The sequence below is a fragment of the Denitrificimonas caeni DSM 24390 genome, from assembly GCF_000421765.1.
Taxonomy (GTDB): Bacteria; Pseudomonadota; Gammaproteobacteria; order Pseudomonadales; family Pseudomonadaceae; genus Denitrificimonas; species Denitrificimonas caeni.
Window position 1 is genome coordinate 1 of the sequence record NZ_ATXQ01000003.1, and the last position, 21,243, is coordinate 21,243.

Annotated in this window: 17 protein-coding genes and 1 riboswitch; of the genes, 5 read left to right on the forward strand and 12 right to left on the reverse strand. The window is 48.3% G+C overall.

Going from position 1 to position 21,243, the window contains the following annotated elements:
• Positions 1-478: 478 nt before the first annotated feature.
• The 4 genes from pssA to H591_RS0105400 form a co-directional block, all read right to left on the reverse strand.
• Positions 479-1,300 carry a CDP-diacylglycerol--serine O-phosphatidyltransferase gene (gene pssA, locus H591_RS0105385; protein WP_022965929.1) on the reverse strand — a complete coding sequence of 274 codons (822 nt, stop codon included), beginning with the start codon at positions 1,298-1,300 and terminating at the stop codon, positions 479-481.
• A 116-nt stretch (positions 1,301-1,416) separates the two neighbouring features.
• Complete coding sequence (gene ilvC / locus H591_RS0105390) at positions 1,417-2,433, reverse strand: ketol-acid reductoisomerase (RefSeq protein WP_022965930.1); 1,017 nt, start codon at positions 2,431-2,433, stop codon at positions 1,417-1,419.
• Between the two features lie 44 nt (positions 2,434-2,477).
• Positions 2,478-2,969 (reverse strand): acetolactate synthase small subunit, encoded by a 492-nt coding sequence (ilvN, locus tag H591_RS0105395; RefSeq protein WP_022965931.1) that lies wholly within the window; start codon positions 2,967-2,969, stop codon positions 2,478-2,480.
• 2 nt (positions 2,970-2,971) lie between these two features.
• Entirely contained in the window at positions 2,972-4,696 is a 1,725-nt protein-coding gene (locus H591_RS0105400; protein ID WP_022965932.1) for an acetolactate synthase 3 large subunit, read from the reverse strand.
• Between the two features lie 460 nt (positions 4,697-5,156).
• Here H591_RS0105400 and H591_RS0105405 point away from each other — a divergent pair, with 460 nt between their 5' ends.
• A complete protein-coding gene (locus tag H591_RS0105405) occupies positions 5,157-5,609 on the forward strand; it encodes a DUF4124 domain-containing protein (RefSeq protein WP_022965933.1) in 453 nt (150 codons plus the stop codon).
• A 27-nt stretch (positions 5,610-5,636) separates the two neighbouring features.
• Here the strand turns inward: H591_RS0105405 and H591_RS0105410 are convergent, their stop codons facing one another.
• Genes H591_RS0105410 through mrcB form a run of 3 tightly spaced genes read right to left on the reverse strand, consistent with a single transcriptional unit; the run spans position 5,637 to position 9,022 of the window.
• Positions 5,637-5,978, reverse strand: coding sequence for a YqcC family protein (locus H591_RS0105410; RefSeq protein ID WP_022965934.1), 342 nt, complete (start codon positions 5,976-5,978; stop codon positions 5,637-5,639).
• On the reverse strand, positions 5,978-6,661 hold the full coding sequence (locus H591_RS0105415) for a tetratricopeptide repeat protein (protein ID WP_022965935.1): 684 nt from the start codon (positions 6,659-6,661) through the stop codon (positions 5,978-5,980). Before H591_RS0105415 ends, H591_RS0105410 begins: the two co-directional genes overlap by 1 nt.
• Positions 6,662-6,679: 18 nt before the next feature.
• Positions 6,680-9,022, reverse strand: coding sequence for a penicillin-binding protein 1B (mrcB, locus tag H591_RS0105420; RefSeq protein WP_022965936.1), 2,343 nt, complete (start codon positions 9,020-9,022; stop codon positions 6,680-6,682).
• 113 nt (positions 9,023-9,135) lie between these two features.
• On the opposite strand from mrcB, the gene H591_RS0105425 reads away from it, so the two are divergent.
• Positions 9,136-10,698, forward strand: coding sequence for a bifunctional aminoglycoside phosphotransferase/ATP-binding protein (locus H591_RS0105425; protein ID WP_022965937.1), 1,563 nt, complete (start codon positions 9,136-9,138; stop codon positions 10,696-10,698).
• A gap of 47 nt (positions 10,699-10,745) precedes the next feature.
• On the opposite strand, the gene H591_RS0105430 is transcribed toward H591_RS0105425, so the two are convergent.
• Both H591_RS0105430 and thiC read right to left on the reverse strand, forming a co-directional pair.
• On the reverse strand, positions 10,746-11,369 hold the full coding sequence (locus H591_RS0105430; RefSeq protein ID WP_022965938.1) for an NUDIX domain-containing protein: 624 nt from the start codon (positions 11,367-11,369) through the stop codon (positions 10,746-10,748).
• A 57-nt stretch (positions 11,370-11,426) separates the two neighbouring features.
• Entirely contained in the window at positions 11,427-13,310 is a 1,884-nt protein-coding gene (gene thiC, locus H591_RS0105435) for a phosphomethylpyrimidine synthase ThiC (RefSeq protein ID WP_022965939.1), read from the reverse strand.
• Between the two features lie 67 nt (positions 13,311-13,377).
• Positions 13,378-13,482: riboswitch (TPP riboswitch) on the reverse strand.
• A gap of 155 nt (positions 13,483-13,637) precedes the next feature.
• Here thiC and H591_RS0105440 point away from each other — a divergent pair.
• Positions 13,638-15,074 carry a TolC family outer membrane protein gene (locus tag H591_RS0105440; RefSeq protein WP_028244201.1) on the forward strand — a complete coding sequence of 479 codons (1,437 nt, stop codon included), beginning with the start codon at positions 13,638-13,640 and terminating at the stop codon, positions 15,072-15,074.
• A gap of 71 nt (positions 15,075-15,145) precedes the next feature.
• Here the strand turns inward: H591_RS0105440 and nadC are convergent, their stop codons facing one another.
• The gene (gene nadC, locus H591_RS0105445; protein WP_022965941.1) at positions 15,146-15,994 is read right to left on the reverse strand and encodes a carboxylating nicotinate-nucleotide diphosphorylase; all 849 of its coding nucleotides are present in this window, start codon (positions 15,992-15,994) and stop codon (positions 15,146-15,148) included.
• 261 nt (positions 15,995-16,255) lie between these two features.
• Here nadC and H591_RS0105450 point away from each other — a divergent pair, with 261 nt between their 5' ends.
• The gene (locus H591_RS0105450; RefSeq protein ID WP_022965942.1) at positions 16,256-18,583 is read left to right on the forward strand and encodes a DUF1631 domain-containing protein; all 2,328 of its coding nucleotides are present in this window, start codon (positions 16,256-16,258) and stop codon (positions 18,581-18,583) included.
• 25 nt (positions 18,584-18,608) lie between these two features.
• On the opposite strand, the gene H591_RS0105455 is transcribed toward H591_RS0105450, so the two are convergent.
• Positions 18,609-19,091: a hypothetical protein gene (locus H591_RS0105455; RefSeq protein ID WP_022965943.1), complete on the reverse strand. Its 483-nt coding sequence runs from the start codon at positions 19,089-19,091 to the stop codon at positions 18,609-18,611.
• Between H591_RS0105455 and trmL the strand changes: the two genes are divergently transcribed.
• The gene (gene trmL, locus H591_RS0105460; protein WP_022965944.1) at positions 19,090-19,551 is read left to right on the forward strand and encodes a tRNA (uridine(34)/cytosine(34)/5-carboxymethylaminomethyluridine(34)-2'-O)-methyltransferase TrmL; all 462 of its coding nucleotides are present in this window, start codon (positions 19,090-19,092) and stop codon (positions 19,549-19,551) included. The genes H591_RS0105455 and trmL overlap by 2 nt on opposite strands.
• Before the next feature lie 58 nt (positions 19,552-19,609).
• Here the strand turns inward: trmL and aceF are convergent, their stop codons facing one another.
• Positions 19,610-21,238 carry a dihydrolipoyllysine-residue acetyltransferase gene (gene aceF / locus H591_RS0105465; protein WP_022965945.1) on the reverse strand — a complete coding sequence of 543 codons (1,629 nt, stop codon included), beginning with the start codon at positions 21,236-21,238 and terminating at the stop codon, positions 19,610-19,612.
• Positions 21,239-21,243: the final 5 nt, after the last annotated feature.

The window sequence follows — 21,243 nt, forward strand, 5'->3', positions numbered from 1 at the left end:
GCATGTGTTAAGCCTGCCGCCAGCGTTCAATCTGAGCCATGATCAAACTCTTCAGTTATATACTGATCGGATTTTGAGAAAATCCTAAACTTGGCTCAGCAATCGCAAATATCTTTTATTAGTAAACTAAAAAAGACAAAAATAATTCTACAAATTTACATTCGCTGAATAACTTGTGCTTGCTGATAATCTTGCTGACTATCAATCATCTAACACAAGCACCCACACGAATTGCTTGATTCAAATTGTTAAAGAACGTTTCGTTGAAGTCTTTCGGCTTCAGCGAGGAGGCGTATTCTACACCCTCCAAAGTAACTGTCAAGGTTTATTTTCTGGAATCTTTCAAAGCTTTCCGTCTAACTCCTTGTTACCGCTGAGGTTCTTACGTTCCTCGTTGGTAGGCCGCGCATTCTACAGCAGACTGCGAACCTGTCAACACCCTTTGCAAAAGAAATGCAAAATACTTCAAAACTCACTATTACTGCTTAGCCTGGCGCTTACGCAACACGAATTGCACAGGCCCTGAAACCGCATAAACCAAGAACATCAGCAGCAGGATTCGTGGCGGATCGCTAAACACTACAGCAAACGCTAAAACCACAACCAGAATCGCCACAAAAGGTACGCGCCCCTTAAGATCCAAGTCTTTAAAGCTATAATACTTAACGTTACTCACCATCAGCATACCTGCCAATGCCACCAAGACGGCAAACAGCATAATCACTACGACAGGCAGATCGACAGCGCCAACACCGTTATCACTTAGCGCCCATACTACGCCAGCCACCAATCCCGCAGCAGCGGGACTTGCCAAACCGATAAACCAACGCTTATCTACCACACCAATTTGCGTATTAAAGCGTGCCAGGCGCAAAGCTGCACAAGCGACATAGATAAATGCAATGGTCAGCCCTACATTACCTAGCTCTGACAACGCCCACTGGTACGCAATGATGGCCGGCGCCAAACCAAAGGCAACCATATCAGACAACGAATCATACTCAGCGCCAAAAGCACTCTGCGTATTGGTCATCCGCGCTACGCGCCCATCCAAACCATCCAACACCATCGCCACGAAGACAGTCGCAGCAGCAACGGTAAAGTTGCCATTGATAGCACACATAATCGAGTAGAACCCAGCAAACAGGTTTGCCGTGGTAAATAAGTTAGGCAACAGATAGATGCCTTTATGCCTTACCTTACGACCTTCGCTGTCGTGACCTTCTTCAATATGATCATCAATCGGCAATAAGCTTTCTATGGACGATGCATTATCGTGCTCTTCAGGACGCTGATTCATAAACTTCCTTAAGTTTCTCTGAGTAATACGCCAACTGGCAATAGAGTCATTTTATACTAAATAAACACTAGAAACGAAAAACGCGGCCTTAGCCGCGTTTTTCAATTGTAAGTAAATCAGTTCTTTGATTTATCAACAATTTTGTTAGCAGAAATCCACGGCATCATAGAACGCAGTTTCTCACCAACCACTTCAATACCGTGCGCAGCGTTGTTGCGGCGGTATGCAGTCATTGAAGGGTAGTTTGTCGCACCTTCAGTGATAAACATTTTCGCGTACTCACCATTCTGAATGCGCTTCAGTGCATTACGCATTGCTGCACGCGACTCGTCGTTAATAACTTCAGGGCCAGTGACGTACTCACCGTACTCTGCGTTATTAGAGATTGAGTAGTTCATGTTGGCGATACCGCCTTCGAACATCAAGTCTACGATCAACTTCAATTCGTGCAAGCACTCAAAGTAGGCCATTTCTGGCGCGTAACCGGCTTCAACCAATACTTCAAAACCTGCTTTAACCAACTCAACAGTACCACCACAAAGAACGGCCTGCTCGCCGAACAAGTCAGTTTCTGTTTCATCTTTAAAAGTTGTTTCGATGATACCGGTACGTCCACCACCCACACCACTCGCATAGGACAGCGCAACGTTTTTCGCGTTACCTGAAGCATCTTGGTAAATAGCGATAAGATCCGGAATACCACCACCTTTAACAAATTCAGAACGCACAGTGTGACCTGGTGCTTTTGGCGCGATCATAATCACGTCAAGATCGGCACGTGGAGTAACCTGATTGTAGTGCACAGCAAAACCATGAGCAAAAGCCAAAGTGGCACCTTTCTTCAGGTTTGGCTCTAATTCTTCTTTGTACAGCTGACCTTGGAACTCATCAGGTGTTAGAACCATAACAACGTCAGCAGCTTTAACAGCTGAGGTAACATCCGATACTTTCAAACCGTGCGCTTCAGCTTTAGCAATTGAAGAAGAACCAGCACGCAGACCAACAGTTACATCAACACCTGAATCTTGCAGGTTACATGCGTGCGCATGACCTTGCGAACCATAACCAATAATGGCGACTTTCTTGCCTTTGATAATGGATAAATCACAATCTTTGTCGTAGTAAACTTTCATAAAATTCTCCTAGGATTGGAGAGCTCTTGCTCTCCAGGGTTAATTCAAAGGCTTAAAACTTTATCGCCGCGCGCAATACCAGTCACACCACTGCGCACAACTTCTAAAATTGAGGCAGGTCCAATAGCCTGGATAAAGCTGTCCAGTTTATCGGTTGTTCCAGCCAACTGCACGGTATACAGACTAGGGGACACATCTACAATCTGGCCCCGGAAAATATCCGCTGTACGTTTAATTTCAGCACGCTGTGCACCGCTGGCTTTAATTTTCACCAGCATCAACTCACGCTCAATATGCGCACTTTCTGACAAATCGACTAACTTCACCACCTCGATTAGCTTGTTCAGGTTTTTAGTAATTTGCTCAATCACCTCTTCCCGCCCAATCGTGGTCAGCGTTAAACGCGACAGAGTTGGATCCTCTGTAGTGGCAACAGTCAGACTTTCGATATTGTAGTTACGCTGTGAGAACAAACCAATCACACGCGATAGCGCGCCCGGCTCGTTTTCCATCAATAGAGAAATAATATGTCTCATGATTATGTCCGCTCCGTTTTGCTGAGCCACATATCGCGCATTGCGCCATCACGGATCTGCATCGGGTACACGTGCTCACTGGTGTCTACTTGAATATCTAAGAAAACCAGACGATTTTTCATCGCAAAAGCTTCTTCCATTTTAGGTTTCAGATCTTTCAAGTCAGTAATACGCATACCAACATGCCCGTAGGCTTCAGCCAACTTAACAAAGTCAGGCAGCGACTCCATGTAGGAATGCGAATAACGACTGTTATAGACCATGTCCTGCCACTGACGAACCATGCCTAATGCACCGTTATTCAAGTTAATGATCTTAACCGGCAAATCGTATTGCAGACAGGTGGAAAGCTCTTGGATATTCATCTGAATACTGCCCTCACCGGTAACGCAAGCAACGTCATCATCCGGGAAGTTTAATTTGACACCCATCGCAGCAGGAAAACCAAAGCCCATCGTGCCCAAACCACCTGAGTTAATCCAGCGATTGGGTTTATTGAAGCGATAGTACTGAGCGGCAAACATTTGATGCTGGCCTACGTCAGAAGTAACAAAGGCATTACCTGCGGTCACATCACACAGCGTTTCAATAACTGCTTGCGGCTTAATAATACTGCCGTCACCACTGTCGTACGGGAACATTTTACCGTTACCGCGCCATTCATCGATTTGCTTCCACCAGCTCGCAACAACATCCTGATTTGGCTTGGTACCAATATCTTTAAGCGCGGCAAGCATATCGGCTAAAACGCTATCAACCGGCCCAACAATTGGAATATCGGCTTTAATCGTTTTAGAAATCGATGCAGGATCAATATCAATATGGATGATTTTTGCGTTAGGGCAGAACTTAGCTGCACCATTGATAACACGATCATCAAATCGAGCACCTACAGCCACTAACACATCACAATGATGCATGGTTAAGTTAGCTGTATAGCTGCCGTGCATACCGAGCATGCCGACAAACTGACGATCATCACCTGGGTAGCAACCCAACCCCATCAAGGTATTGGTAACAGGTGTATTGAGCAGTTTAGCCATCTCAGTGAGCTGTGCAGACGCACCACCTAAGATAACGCCACCACCGGCATAAATTACTGGACGCTTAGCCGCCAGCAACATTTCTGCCGCTTTGCGGATTTGTCCAGAATGACCACGAGTAGCAGGTGCATAAGAGCGCAACTTAGCCTTTTTAGGGTAGCTGTACTCAAACTTTTCGATTGGGTTAGTCATATCCTTAGGGACATCAATAACCACCGGGCCTGGTCGACCTGACTCAGCCAAATAGAAAGCTTTTTTAACCACATCAGGAATTTCTGAAGGGTGCTTAATAATAAAGCTATGCTTAACAATAGGTCGTGAGATACCGATCATATCGGTTTCTTGGAAAGCATCAGTACCCACCATATCACTCGGCACCTGGCCTGAGATAACGACCATTGGGATCGAGTCCATAAAAGCCGTGGCAATACCGGTAACCGCATTGGTTGCACCTGGACCCGAAGTCACGAGCACCACACCCGCTTTACCAGTCGCGCGAGCATAGCCATCAGCCATGTGCGTTGCTGCTTGCTCATGACGCACTAAAATGTGCGTAAGAGATGGCTCTTTGAATAATGCATCATAGATATGCAGTACGGCTCCACCTGGGTAGCCATAAATATATTTAACGCCCTCGTCACGCAGTGAGCGAACGAGCATTTCTGCGCCGGATAAAAGTTCCACAGTAACACCTCTAAAACGCCAGAGTACCGCCCTTCATCAAGGGCAATCTGATTGTAGGTTGCTGCCATTTGTAGCATGGGCTACGGTGATTGCCGACTACCCTGCCACTTAAATTAAACAGCATAGAGAAACCCGAATGTCTAAAGGCTTCTCACCCAGCGCGAGGTAACGCGATACGGGTATAGCGGGCGGTACGGGTACGCACCTCATGAACTCATTCTGCAAGAGCCTTTTTGAGGCATGCATTACAGTAAACAGTGAATTGTTCGGATTCAGCAGCCGCAAGTCAAGCGTTACGAGATAATTCTCTCATTTCGCAGCTTATTTGCTTGTAATCATAAGGATTTATTGACCTTGTGCGCAACTACAAGCTTGTCTTGCAGGTTTTTTGGATATATTAAGTTAAAGTAACAGTATACAGCCATGAAGTTTTTTGTTCACACACCTATAAGGATCTCGCATGCGCCGCGTAATCACCACCGCCAGTCTTTTATTACTTTTTAGCTCATCACTGCTTGCCGCTCCCGTTTACAAATGGGTTGATGCTCGGGGCGTGACGCACTTTAGTGCAGAGCCGCCCGTCAACCAAAAAGCAGAAAGCATCAATACCAACTCATTCCAACCCAAAGTTCCGGAAAAAACAGCTGAGCAAATTGCAGCTGAAGAAGCGCAGGCCAGTGCTAGAACTCAAGCCGAAGTTGATCGTGAAGTGCGCCAGAAAGTCGCCGAAGAAGAAGCTGCATTGAAGAAATACTGCAGTGAGATTCGCCATAATCTCGCGCAACTAGAAAGCAACCCTAGAGTCATGGCTCAAGTAGACGGCCAACCTACTCGCCTCACTGAGGAAGAGCGTCAAGCGCGTATCACTGAGATCAAGAAGTCAATTGAAGAGCGCTGCGCTACCGTCAAATAGTACCGCAACACTCGCTTAGCGGATAAATCAATGCAGCACATGCGGCGAGTTAATCGCCGCATCAATACGCTTTAAGCTGCCGAGCAAGCCTGCTACCAGACTTAGCTTTTCCCGATAAACCACTTCAGCCATATCATGGATACCACACTGACTTGGCAGCGGATGATCGGAACTTATAATACTGCGCATGCGCGGCACAAACACCCACTGCAGCCACTGTGCAAACTCTAGCGTATCAACACAAAACGGCTGCTCACTCTGCAATGCTTGGGCACTGGGCGCTTGCTGCTCCCACCATCCAAGCTCTTGCAGTTCATCTTCAAGGCATGCCAATAGCGCCTGCAAATGCAATTTAGTTGTTACCGTCATTACAAGTTAACCCTTGCACGACGCTGCGCTTCTTGTGCCCCAGCGGTATTACCTTGTTTGGTACGAGCGCGAGCAATCAAATCCCACAGACCAGCCTGCAAAGTAGGACGACCATTGCTATAACTAAGTCCTCGCTGTGCCAATTGCTCAGCTTGCGCTGCGTCACCTTGCGCCAAGCGTACTTCGGCTAACCGATAGAGCACCTGCGGCTCGCGCGGGGCAATACGTTGTGCTCGCTCAAGGCTTGAAGCAGCACCATTAAAATCGCCGCCAGTTTGCTGCTGCTGGGCCGTAGTCAATAGCGCCAGCACAGGACCATCCAATTGCTCATCAGCAGCTAAGCGCGCCTGTCCGCCAATTGGCATAGACGCTTGTGGAGCGCTCGTATTAGCAGACGAGGGTTGGCGACTAGAATCGTCATTATAAATTTCTATTCCACCAATGGGTGCGCTGGGCGCTGCATAGGTTTGTATAGCTTCACTTTCACCTTGTGGCATGACTGTAACGCCACTGGTTTGCGCAGGCTGCGTGGTACCAGTCGACTGACGCACTCGGCTGTCACGCATCGCACCTGGACTCAGCGGTGCACCACTCTCAACCACAGGTACTGCTCTATGTGGTGACCCCGCACAACCGGCCAACACAGTTGCCAGTGCAATTAAAATGACTGCATGCTTGCTCACGTTAATTCCTCATAATTATTAATTTAACCAACTACGAATCCAGCTTTTCACTGACTCTACAGGTGCAGGCAAATAACTAGGCTCATCACAAGACTCTCCCGCAAGCGGTTCACTGCCTCGAATATAAGGCATTTGCACAGCACCCGGACAGCCTTTCGCGCTACCTAGACCGGAATATGCATCAACCCATGCCATCACTACGTTATCAGGGGGTGTCATATTCAAAGAACTTGGCGCTGCGGCTTGCATAAAGTTCGCCCAAACTTGCAAGGCTCCGCTCGCTCCAGTTAACGGCGTCTGACCATTATCATCACGCCCCATCCACACCACCGCAAGCAAGTCCTGCCCAAAGCCTGCAAACCAACTGTCACGCGAGTCATTACTGGTACCTGTTTTGCCAGCTAAAACAACCGATGACGGCACTCGGTTATACACAGAGCGCCCCGTTCCTTCGGTCATTACCCGCCGCATCGCTTCTTGAGTTAAATAGATTGCCCCTGCATCAAAGCGCTGCTCAATCGTGTAAGGATAGCGCCCTAAAGGTTCACCCTCTGCAGTTAACACGCTACGAATAGCCCGCAAAGGCGTGTTAAAACCACCGTTCGCGATGGTTTGATACATTCCTGCCACTTCCATCGGAGTTAAGCTACCAGCGCCTAACAACATTGATGGATAAGCCGGCCACTGACGCTCCACGCCTAGCTTTTGTACTGTTTTGAGTACGCGTGGCACACCCATTTCCAGGCCAAGCTTGGCTGTCGATAAGTTATACGACTGCGCCAGCCCTTGGTATAAAAACACCGTGCCATGCTCTTTACGGTCATAGTTTTGCGGCGTCCAGACTTTGCCGCTTTGGCTTTTCACCGAGAAGGACTCATCTTGAATATAACGCGTCAAGGTATATTGGCTAGGCTGCTCTAAAGCAGTCAGGTAAATGGCGGGCTTGACCAGCGAACCAATCGGTCGCACTGCATCTAAGGCTCGATTAAATCCAGCATAGCGTGGCAAGCGACTGCCGAGCAGTGCCAGCACCTCACCTGTTTCTGGATTACTCACCACCATTGCCAGTTCGACTTTATCGATATCCTTACGGCCAGCCAACTGCTTATAGGTTTGCGCCTGCGCCTCTTCAGCTTTGCGCTGCAAAATGGGGTCGAAACTGGTAAAAATCCGTAAACCTTCTTCGGTCAAATCTTCATCACGATAGTCTTCACGTAATTGACGTTTGACCAAATCAATAAAGCCAGGATAAGTGCTATTGGCCAAACTACCGCGCTTAGTAATACCTAAAGGACGCTGTTTTGCTTCTTTGGCCTGCTCAGCATCAACCACACCCTGCTCAACGAGTAAATCAATAACCAAGTTACGACGCTCAAGCGCGCGCTCAGGTTGGCGACGTGGATTATAGTAAGAAGGACCCTTTACCATGCCTACCAATAACGCTACTTGGTGTAATTTCAGTTCGGCTAAGGGCTGACTGAAAAAGTACTGACTGCCCAAGCCAAAGCCATGCACTGCCCGCTGCCCATCTTGGCCGAGAAAAACCTCATTGAGATACGCTTCTAAAATTTCGTCCTTACTGTAATGCAACTCAATCAGAAGCGACATTAGTGCTTCAGTTGCTTTACGTAGCAAAGTACGCTCATTAGTAAGGAAGAAGTTTTTTACCAACTGCTGAGTCAAGGTGCTGCCGCCCTGACGTAAAGAACCTGAAGAGGTATTCACCCAAATCGCGCGTGCAATAGATTTAGGCGACACACCGTAATGGTTATAGAACTCACGGTCCTCTACTGCAATTAAGGCTTGCGGTAGCAAATCAGGTACTTGATCCAAGCGGATCAAAATACGATCTTCTTGATGTGCTGGATATAAGCCGCCTACCAGCAAAGGCTCAAGACGAGCAACAGCTAAAGATCGACCATTGGTTTGCGCCAAACTAGACACACTGTTTCCAGAAAAGCGCACTCGAATAGCTTGCGCAGGCTCCGCACCCTCGTAAAACTGGAAGCCGCGAGTGTGCAAATCAACTGTATTACCGTTAACTGACATAGCACCAGAACTACTGGCTGACGCTTCATTGCGGTAACCCAGCGCATTTAACTCAACTAAAAAATCTTGTTTAGTCAGTTTCTGGCCGGCAAACAGCTCTAAAGGTCGCGCGTAGACTTTAGCTGGCACAGTCCAGCGCTTACCGGAAAACTTCTCCTGCACCACCGCATCAAGATAAATAAGAACGCCCGCGAGCAGGACAATAGCAACAATAGAGAGCTTAACAAATAAGCCTAGCCAGCGTCTGGGAGCCTTGGCTTTGCGCTGGTTTGCAGCCTTTCTAGTCGGTCGTGAAGTTGATTTTTTAGTCATGCTGCGAATTATACCTGTTTTGTTTCAGTTCAAAATGCATGTTGTTATAGTTTGCACAGTCGCCCACAGTTGCCATAATGCAGGCATTACTTTATTACTCTCAAGGATCACCTGTGACTCAAGCCCTGATTGCCGCCTTACAAAACCCTGCGATCTTTCCGCACCCAGTCGAAGATTTTCAGGTCATCGAAACTCATATTTCCTGGGTCATCCTAACCGGCCCTTATGCTTACAAAATCAAAAAAGCGGTTAACTTCGGCTTTTTAGACTTCACGGATATTGCTGCTCGCCAGCATTTCTGCGCTGAAGAAGTGCGTTTAAATCAGCGTTTGACTGACGGTTTGTACCTCGAAGTTGTTGCGATTACTGGTTCAGCCGAGGCGCCGCAACTCAATGGTGAAGGCCCTGCTATTGAGTACGCAGTCAAAATGCGTCAATTCCCACAAGCACAACTCTTGGGTGACATGCAAAAACGTGGCGAACTCTGTGAAACCCACATTGATGCACTCGCCAAGCAAATTGCGCGCTTTCACGATGAAGCTCCTCATGTTCCAGCTGAACATGCGCTGGGCGATCCACACGCAATTATGGCACCAATTCGACAAAACTTTGAGCAAATCCGCCCGCTACTCAGCGACCCTACTGATTTACAACAACTGGACGCACTTGAGGCGTGGGCCGAAGACAGCTTCACGCGCTTACTCCCTCTATTAGAGCTACGTCGTCACAATGGTTCAATTCGCGAATGTCACGGTGATATTCATCTGGGCAACGCAACCTTACTCGACGATGAAGTGGTGCTATTTGACTGCATTGAATTTAACGAGCCCTTCCGCTTAATTGACGTAGCCTCGGATGCGGCATTCTTAGCCATGGACTTGGAAGATCGCGGTTTAAAGCCACTCTCGCGTCGATTTGTGAACGCTTGGCTGGAACTGACTGGCGACTATCAAGCGATGCCACTGATTAACTTCTACAAAGCCTATCGCGCCATGGTGCGCGGCAAAGTGAATCTATTCCGTCTTGGCCAAGAAGAAGATCCTGTGCAGCGTGCTGTCATTGTTCGTCAATATCGCAGCTACGCCAACTTAGCCGAAAGCTACAGTGCTATTCCTTCGCGCTTACTGGCGATTACCCACGGTATTTCTGCGGTCGGCAAAAGTTCAGTGGCGATGCGCTTAGTTGAAGCTTTAGGCGCACTACGCTTTCGCTCTGACTATGAACGCAAGCGCTTATTTGGTGAGCAAGACAGTGAGCAACAAAACACCTTGGGCGGCGGTATTTATAACCCCAACGCCAGCGCAGCAACTTACCAGCGCTTACACGCTTTAGCTGCAGATGCCTTACAAGCGGGCTTCCCAGTAGTGATTGATGCGACCTACTTAAAAAGCGAGCAGCGCCATGCGGCATGGCAGATTGCAGAAAGTACCGGTACACCTTTCTTAATTCTTGACTGCCAAGCACCGGATGAAGTGGTAGCAACCTGGCTCAAACAGCGTCAAGCAGAAGGCTTAGACCCATCGGATGCGACAGCAGATGTAATTTTAGCCCAACGCCAAAACTTAGAGCCGCTGGACGCAGCTGAAACAGCACAAAGCTATCGCGTGGATACCCATGATGCGGCCACATTAGACAACCTCATCAGCCAGATCCGTAAGCGCTTACCCGGTTTATAAGCCACTGAATTTGTTGGCTGCGCCTTCATGACGCAGCCAACAGTGATTTAAAGCCTCAGCCAATCAGCTTTCACCTGTTCTTTATTGAGCGCCAGCCACTGTAGAGCAATGATACTGGCAGCATTATCAATACGCCCATCCTGCACCGCCTTTAACGCACCGGCCAACGGCCATACATGTACACGAATATCCTCACCCTCTTCTGCTACACCAAAAACCCCACCGACACCTGCCGTAGAGCAACGGCCGATATACAGATAAACACGCTCATCCGATCCGCCGGGCGATGGGTAATAGGTCATCACGGGCAGCAACTCATGCAGTTCTAAATCTGCTTCTTCACGAGCCTCGCGGCGCGCCACCTCTGCAGGCTCTTCGTCTGTATCAATTAAACCCGCAACAATTTCCAGCAACCAAGGCTCAGGGCTTTTATCTAAAGCACCAACACGAAACTGCTCAACCAGCACCACCGAGTCGGCGTGCGGATCATAGGGCAACACGCACACCGCGTCCGGCCTGACAAATAACTCACGCCTGATGGTCGGCCCCATATGGCCGGCGAATAAACGGTGTTTTAAATGCACGCGATCTAAGCGATAAAACCCTTGAAAGCAGCGCTCACGCTGCTCAACTACCACATCATCTTTCGCCGTCATTACCCGCTCAGTCATCTCTAGCTCCCATAAAAAAGGCGACCCTTAAGGCCGCCTTTTATACCATTGAAGTGTTTAAACCTGTTTATAGATTATCGAGCCTTCCTCGCGAAAACGCTCAGACTGCTCTTTAAAGCCCGCCTCAATGGCGCGCTGTTCATCGGTTAAATCGTTATCTTTAGCGTACTGACGCACTTCTTGGCTTATTTTCATTGAGCAAAACTTCGGCCCACACATTGAACAAAAGTGCGCCACTTTTGCCGATTCTTTCGGCAAAGTTTCATCATGAAATGAACGCGCAGTATCGGGATCCAAACCTAAGTTAAACTGATCTTCCCAACGGAATTCAAAGCGCGCTTTACTCAACGCATCATCACGCAGTTGCGCACCCGGATGGCCTTTGGCCAAATCCGCCGCATGGGCAGCAATTTTGTAGGTGATAATCCCAGTTTTCACATCATCCTTATTCGGTAAACCCAAGTGCTCCTTAGGCGTTACGTAACAGAGCATGGCGCAACCGTACCAAGCGATCATCGCAGCCCCAATGCCTGAGGTGATGTGATCGTAACCTGGGGCAATATCAGTGGTTAATGGACCCAGCGTATAAAACGGAGCCTCATCACAGCACTCCAGTTGCTTGTCCATATTTTCTTTAATCATATGCATCGGCACGTGACCTGGACCTTCGATAAAGCATTGCACGTCATGCTTCCACGCAATCTTGGTCAATTCGCCTAAAGTTTCTAGCTCGGCAAACTGAGCGGCATCGTTGGCATCGGCAATCGAGCCGGGGCGCAGACCATCACCTAAGGAGAAACTGACATCGTAAGCCTTCATGATCTCGCAGATGTCTTCAAAATGCGTATAGAGAAAGTTTTCTTTATGATGAGCTAAACACCACTTGGCCATAATCGAGCCACCACGCGAGACAATACCCGTCACACGCTTAGCGGTTAACGGCACATAGCGCAGCAACACTCCGGCGTGAATCGTAAAGTAGTCAATGCCTTGCTCAGCCTGCTCAATCAAGGTATCGCGGAACAGCTCCCACGTCAGATCTTCGGCAACGCCATTCACTTTTTCTAATGCTTGGTAAATGGGAACGGTACCTACGGGTACCGGCGAGTTACGCACAATCCACTCGCGGGTTTCATGGATATTTTTACCCGTGGACAGATCCATAATGGTGTCGGAGCCCCAACGAATACCCCAGGTTAGCTTGGCCACTTCTTCTTCAATGGATGAACCCAGTGCGCTGTTACCAATATTGCCGTTAATCTTGACTAAGAAGTTACGGCCTAGAATCATCGGCTCAAGTTCGGTGTGGTTGATATTAGCGGGGATAATCGCGCGTCCGCGGGCAATTTCTGAGCGAACAAACTCTGGGGTGATTTCTTTAGGAATACTGGCGCCAAAGCTTTGCCCTGGATGCTGACTGTCAAGCAAACCTGCTTCGCGAGCTTTTTCTAACTTGAGATTTTCGCGAATCGCCACATACTCCATTTCCGGAGTAATGATGCCTTGGCGCGCATAGTGCATTTGTGTGACGTTTTTACCGGCTTTAGCGCGACGCGGATTACGCATTGAAGCAAAACGCATGCTTTTCAACTCAGGATCATCTAAGCGCTCTTGACCAAAACTTGAGCTTAAACCACTCAACACTTCAGTATCGCCACGCTCTTCAATCCAGCTGCTGCGCACATCAGCCAAGCCTTTACGCACATCAATTTTTACACTCGGGTCACTGTAGGGGCCAGAGGTGTCGTAGACAAACACCGGCGCGTTTTCTTCAATGCCATCATCAGTTTCTGTTGGCGTTAAGCTGATTTCACGCATCGGTACAAGAATGTCAGGACGCGAACCTTGCACGTAAATTTTGCGCGAATTTGGGAAAGGCTGAATCGACTGCTGGTCGACTTGCGCGGTATCACTGAGATGCTGAGAAGGGATTTGACTCATGTACTGGCTCTCCTAAAACACGAAAGAAAGTGTCGGGGAACCAGCGGACAAAGGCAGGTCTGCCTTGCGGCAAACTTATCTTGTTCCCTACGCGAGTATTAACTCGATCAGGTTCAACGGGATCCGGATTAACCGATCTCAGCTCTATGTAAGAGCACCCCGACAAGAAACAGCCTGCAGTCTACGCACCCAGCAGCAGATACTGCAAGCTCACTCGCGCAAACACAAAACTGTACACAGTCTTAAACAATGTTAAAGCACGCTTGACCGCCCTCCTCAACGGCCGTAGCCTTAAGCAGATTTTTCTCTGCGAAACTTAGGATATTAATAATGCGTGTACTGTCGCTTACTTTTGCTATAGCTGCAGTTTTAGGGTCAGCAGCTTATGCAGCACCTATCACTCAAGATAAAGTCAACTTGCTCGAGGTTTATCAGCTCGCAGTTGATAACAACGCAGACTTAGCAGCAGCTCATGCTGACTACAAGGCGCAAAGCGAGCGCGTACCGCAAGCACGTGCAGGGTTGCTACCGCAAATTGGCGCCGGCGCAAGCAGTTCTGACAGTCGCAGTAAAGTCGACACATCTATGGGTTCGGTCACTCGTTCACGCAGTGGCACGGTCTATCAAGCTAGCTTAAGCCAGCCACTATTTCGCCTTGATCGCTGGTATCAATTACAAGCTGCGCAAGCCACTAATGAGCAATCTGCTTTAGAGCTCTCGGCGATTGAGCAAAATCTTATTTTACAAAGCTCTGAAGTGTATTTTTCTGTCCTGCGCGCGCAAGATAACCTTGCTGCGAGCCGCGCAGAAGAAGCGGCCTTTAAACGTCAATTCGATCTTGCCAGCGAGCGTTTTGATGTTGGCTTGTCGGATAAGACGGATGTTTTACAAGCACAGGCTGCCTATGACGCCGCGCGCGCCAACCGCATGGTAGCTGAGCGCATGGTCAGTGATGCTTTCCAAGCTTTAATCACCTTAACAAATACCGAGTTAAGCGCGTTGGAAGGGGTGAAACATAGCTTGCCTATTCTTGCGCCGACGCCCAACGATGCAACAGCTTGGGTCAACACCGCAACCGAACAAAACCTTCTTTTGCAGGCCATTAACTATACCGTAGAAGCCGCGCAAGACAGCGTTAAGCAGCGCAAATCAGGACACGCACCAACTCTGGATGCGGTTGCTCAATACCAGAAAGGTGATAACGACAGCATGGGTTTTGTTAATAACGGCCTACCTATAATGCCCACTTACAATGGCAAGGCAGAACAAAGTAGCATCGGCCTGCAGTTAAACATTCCTCTGTACACCGGCGGCATGACCAGCTCGCAAGTGCGTGAAGGTGTCTATCGCTTAGACCAAGCAGAACAAATGCGCGAAAGTTTGCGTCGTAAAACCGTGCAAGATGCGCGTAACTTTCATCGCGCGGTGAATACCGACGTGGAGCAAGTACAAGCACGTAAGCAAGCAATCATTTCCAGTCAAAGTGCAGTGGAAGCGACTGAGATTGGTTACGATGTAGGCACTCGCAATATTGTTGACGTACTCGATGCACAGCGACAACTTTATGCATCGGTGCGCAACTACAACAATGCCCGTTACGATTATATTTTAAACAATTTGCGCTTACAGCAAACCGCCGGTGTTTTGAGCCCTGATAATTTGCAAGCATTGTCGGCGTACTTAAATCCTAACTACAATCCAGACAGCGACTTTTTACCGCCTGATTTGGATAAAGAAATCGAAGCGAACTTACGCCGACGCTAGTTTTTTAGGCTGACTGCGAGAGAACAGCAGTCAGCCTAACTCTACCGAAAGCATTACAAATCACGCAGCTTTTACAGACTTAAACGCATCGACAAATCAACTGCTTTTACATCTTTGGTTAGCGTTCCCAGCGAAATGTAATCCACTCCGGTTTCCGCAATTCCACGAATTGTTTGCTCATTAACGCCGCCCGAAGCTTCTAGCTTAGCTTGACCCGCATTGATTTTTACCGCTGTGCGCATATCATCAAGACTCAGTTCATCGAGCATAATAATATCCGCACCCGCCGCCAGCGCCTGACGCAACTCATCTAAACTTTCAACTTCGACTTCGACAGGTTTACCGGGTGCAATGCGATGCGCGGCTTGCACAGTGGCAGCCACCCCACCACAAGCGGTGATGTGGTTTTCTTTGATTAAAAACGCATCATACAAACCTAAGCGATGATTGTGACAACCACCACAGGTCACTGCGTATTTTTGTGCAAGCCGTAAACCTGGCAAAGTTTTCCGTGTATCCAACAGCTTCACTGCTGTGTCAGCAACTTTATCGGCAAAGTACTGGCAGCGCGTCGCTACCGCTGACAACGTTTGTAAAAAGTTTAACGCCGCGCGCTCCCCAGTCAGTAATGATCGGGCTTTACCTTCAAGTTCAAACAATACAGCATTGGCTGATACGCGTTCGCCATCCGCAACTAACCAGCGTACTTGCACACTGCTGTCGACTTGACGAAAGACTTCATTGACCCAAGCAACACCACTGATGACTGCAGCCTCGCGAGTAATTACTCGAGCACTGGCTGTCTGATCTGCCGGAATCAGTTGAGCGGTAATATCGCCAGAACCTACATCTTCAACTAAGGCCGTACGTACATTTGCTTCAATCTCTGCGCGCAACTGCTCAAGTAAAATATTCGCCATGCTCTGCTCCTCGATAAATTATAGGCATTATAAAGACTTAAGCTGTTATTAGTAGCAAGACAGCCAGAACGCGACATAAGGTTTTTCACCCCCATGACCATGTGTGATTCAAGTCAAAGCCCTAGTAGATAATCCTTGGTTCTCTAGCATAAGTGCCTATAATCAGAATCATCAATTGTCTTAACACCTAACTCTCAGCGATCTAGATCATTTTTATGTATGATCGAATCTAAAGTTCTGCTGCCGGGAGATCTTACTTAAATGAAGAATGACGCCAACGTTGTGCCATTTAATGCGCCAGATAAGCATTCTTCTGCAGCGACTGGAAAGTTACCTGTGGCGCTGATTCATGTCCGTGATAAAGCAGCAGCGTTACTCAAAGGCAACATCCAAGAGCTATTTGCCAATGCAGATGATTCCTTGTTTGAAATGGCCGATCGCGCCACCAGCAATAACGAGCAAAATACTTTATTCGAAGCCATGCGTGACTTGCGCTTAAAACGCAAAAATATTGAGCGTAGTTTTTTGCAGCAACTTTTTGAGTCGTTTGCCAGCCTGAATCAGCATCAGATTGGTTCTGCACCTACCCTTGAAGTGTATTCTTTAGAGTCTTTATCCTTGGTGCAGAATGATGCGCTGGAGGAGTCGGTCGCCATTGATAGCATGGTTGCCAAGGTCAAGCGCCGCGATGAGCAAGCCCTACACCACCTGACTGCACGTTTTAATCATGTGCTGAGCCGCAAACTCACCGATGAAACAAACCCGCTGAGCCCTCGTGTGCTCTCGGAAAACTTTATCAAAAGCTGCAACAGCATCAACTTTGCCATCAACATCAAGCTGATTATCTTAAAGTTATTTGAAAAGCATATCCTCAGCGAGCTTGATCTTCTTTACCAAGAAGTCAACGATGTTTTAATCAGCGCCAACGTCTTGCCAGATCTCAAGTCCACGTCACCTGTGCAGAAAAGACGCAGTTCTACGCCAGCCACCACTGTGTCTGAAACAGCGACAAGTGTTGCGGCCAGCTCAACACAGGCGGCAAGTTCTGCAGAGTTACAAATAGCATTTAGCGAACTGCAAAGTATGCTCTCGCAGCTACGCGGTAATGCCCTGCCCGCACGTAACATTCCTGATGATGCGGTACCTATTTCCAGTAACGACTTGATGCGTTTGCTTTCGCACATGCAGCAGCATTTACCAAATCAGTCAGCGCAAGATCAAGACTTACGCGAGCAACTCGATAAGCTGCTGACTCGTGCCAGCGTCAATAGTAAAGAAGCTCGAGTAGTTGGACAGGTTGACGACGATGTCATTAACCTCGTCTCCATGCTCTTTGAGTTTATTTTAGATGATCGTAATCTGCCAGATTCGTTGAAAGCATTGATTGCACGCTTGCAGATCCCACTGCTTAAAGTGGCTGTGCTGGATAAAACTTTTTTTAACCGCGGCAATCACCCTGCTCGCCGCTTGCTCAACGAAATTGCTTCGGCAGCCTTGGGTTGGAGCGATCAAGACAGCGAGCGCCGTGATAATCTTTACCAGAAAATTGAAAATATTGTTCAGCGCACGCTTACTGAATTTACTGACGACCCCAATATCTTCAATGAATTATTGGCCGATTTTATTGCCTTCACTGGAAGTGAACGACGTCGCAGCGAATTACTGGAGCAACGTACACGCGATGCCGAAGAGGGTCGCGCTCGCGCAGAAACTGCACGTTTACAGGTTGAGCAAGAGTTAAACAGCCGCTTGCTAGGTAAAACCCTGCCAGAGGTGGTCGTGCAATTGCTGCAAGAGGCTTGGAGTAAAGTGCTGCTTTTGACTTACCTTAAAAGCGGTCATGATTCGAGTGAATGGCGCGACAACTTAGCCACCATTGATGATTTAATCTGGAGCATCGAACCGCACGAAGATGCACTCGCGCGCTTAAAACTCCTACAGTTAGTGCCCTCTTTGCTGCGTCAACTACGCGAAGGCTTCTCTCACGCAGCCATTGATCCGTTTGTTGCCAATAGTTTTTTTAGCCGCTTAGAAGCTCTGCATGTACAAGCCTTTCAGCGTTATAAGCGACAAGCCGCATCCGTAGAGTCTTCTATTGAGGATCTTTCTGAAGATTTTATTAGTGAAAGTACTGCTGACGCCCAAATCACTCTTGCTGAGCTTCCTGAAGAACTGCATAAAGCCGCGCGCCAAGAGCAACAAGAGCAGCAAGCACCTGCGGTCATGGTTGAAGTACAAGAAGAAATCGTTTTACAACAACCAGAGATTACCGACAGCACGTCTAATAAAATCGTCTTGAGCGACGAAGATCCTGCTTTATTACAAGTGGACAGTTTGCACACCGGCAGCTGGGTTGAGTTTATCCAAGATGACCAACGTAAACTGCGTTGCAAACTGGCTGCCATAATCAAGTCGACTGGACGCTATATTTTCGTGAACCGTAGCGGTGTGAAAGTATTAGAAAAAAATCGTATGAGTTTGGCTGTTGAGTTTAAAAACAACTCAGTCATTCTGCTCGATAATGCGTTACTGTTCGACCGCGCACTGGAATCAGTGATTGGTAATCTGCGTCGCCTAAAAAGCTCATAATTAGCGTCTCAATCATGCCAATACATCAGTACTCATGCGGTCTTTGCTGCGTAGTGCTGATTTTCATATCGACACACCAGTGCTCGGCTGTAACCCGTGTATGCCACTGACCAAAGATCGGCTGCAGTCCAATAAAAGCAACCTGCAGATAGCTTCCTTGTTGCTCTACGCGCCAGGTAATACGCTCACTATCGGCCAATAGCAACTCTCCGCGTGTCGAACGTCCGCGCGTATTTTCCAGCAAGAGCTGATAAGTACCTTGTCCATGCATAACTTGTATAGCCGTCTGCTCGCGTAAGCAAAGACCCAATCCATCAGCATAAATGCGCAACTGCTCAACTGTATTGGCATAAACAATCGGATGTTTGGGCTGTAATAACTGCCCTAGCATCAAGCCAAACAAAACGCCTAGCAGCGCTAAACTGGCTAAAAACTTAAGTAATAACTGCCGTCGCGGCAGAGCTTCCCATGTAGAATTAGCTTCAAATTTATTATCAGGATCGCGCATGTTTCACGTCATACTCTTTGAGCCAGAAATCCCACCTAACACTGGCAACATTATCCGTTTATGTGCAAATGTAGGCTGCAGCTTACATTTAATCGAGCCGCTTGGCTTTGCTTTTGATGATAAACGTCTGCGCCGTGCTGGTCTTGATTATCAGGAGTTCGCAAATGTGCAACTGCACGCTAACCTGCAAGACTGCTTAACCGCTTTGCAACAACCGCGCCTCTTTGCCTTTAGCACCAAAGGCAAGCACAACTATGCAGAGGTAGTCTATCAAGACGGTGATGCTTTTATTTTTGGTCCAGAAACGCGCGGCCTGCCTGAGGATGTGCGTAACAGCATTCCTGCCGAGCAACTGGTGCGCTTACCCATGCGTGACGGCTCGCGCAGCTTAAATCTCTCGAACACAGTGGCAATTGCCGTGTACGAAGCATGGCGCCAGCTTGGCTTTGCCGAGCAGTAACAAAAACACCCCGCCAAGCATGCTGCCTGTACGGGGTGTTGATGTGCAACTTAAAGCTTTACAACAGTAAGCTACGTATCTCTGCCAACAACTCACTTAAGCGTCGAGTGAAGTGCGCAGCTGCTGCACCATTGATCACTCGGTGATCGTAGGACAGCGACAACGGCAGCATTAAGCGCGGATCAAAGTTAGCACCATTCCAAACTGGCTGCATAGTGGCACGCGACACGCCTAAGATAGCCACTTCAGGCGCATTCACAATCGGGGTAAACCCCGTTCCGCCAATATGACCTAAGCTGGAAATAGTAAAGCACGCGCCTTGCATCTGCTCGGCACTGAGCTTCTTATTGCGAGCTTTATCTGCCAACTCTGCTGCTTCAGCAGACAGCTGCAATAAGCTCTTCTGATCCACATCGCGAATAACCGGCACCAATAAGCCGTCTGGCGTATCCACGGCAAAACCGAGATGCACATACTTTTTGCGAATCAACGCTTTACCGCTAGGCGCTAAAGAGCTATTGAAATCCGGCATTTCTTTTAATAAATGCGCACAGGCTTTCAATAAGAACGGCAGCAGCGTGAGTTTCACCCCAGCTTTCTCAGCAACAGTTTTTTGACTGACACGGAACGCTTCAAGCTCGGTCATATCAGCTGATTCAAACTGTGTGACATGCGGTACATTCAGCCAACTACGATTCAGATTCAGCGCACCGATTTGCTGCAAGCGTGTCATGGCAACTTCTTCGATCTCACCGAAACGGGCAAAGTCCACTTCAGGAATCGGAGGAATTCCACTACCTTGCTCAACAGACCCGTTCGATTGTTTGCTCAAAGCCGTCTGCACATAAGCATGCACATCTTCTTTAAGTAAACGCTTGTGGGGTCCGCTAGAGGCAACCAAACCGAGGTCCACGCCGAGTTCACGCGCCAACTTACGCACTGCAGGCCCTGCATGCACAGCTGTAACTTTTCGCTTCTCAGGACTCGGTGCTGTAACTGGTGCCACAGAAACTGCAGCAGTTGGCTTGGGTATATCTGGCACCTCAACTGGCGCGGCTTGCTCTGTAGAAGCCGCGCCAGTTGTTGCTGCTTGCGCCACTTTAACTTTTAAGATCAAGTCACCGGTGCCAATCTCAGCATCCAAACGCACCAGCACCTCAACCACTTCACCAGAAACCGGTGAAGGAATTTCCATACTGGCTTTATCCGACTCAAGAGTTAGCAATGATTGCTCTTCGGTGATCTGATCACCAACGGCCACCATCAATTCAATTACTCGCGCCTTGCCTGAAGAGCCGATGTCTGGCACATGAATCTCTTCAATCAGGTTTTCTGCTGCGACTTCAGCCACGCTGGGCGTCGCAGCCGTTTTCGCTGCAGGAGCAGGCGTAGATGCTGGCTTTTCTGCAACAGCTGCATCTGCCGCGACAGGCTCAGATTGTTCCGCAGATTCCTCATCCACTTCAAGCTCTAATAAATCATCGCCCTCTTTCAGTCGGTCACCGAGTTTAACGGCTAAGCTTTTGATCACCCCTGCTTTTGGTGCAGGAATTTCCATACTGGCTTTATCCGACTCAAGGGTTAATAGACTCTGCTCAACCTCAATGCGGTCGCCAACTTTCACAAACAGCTCAATCACTTCACCCTCACCGCTGCCGATGTCGGGTACGCGAATTAATTCACTCATCGCAA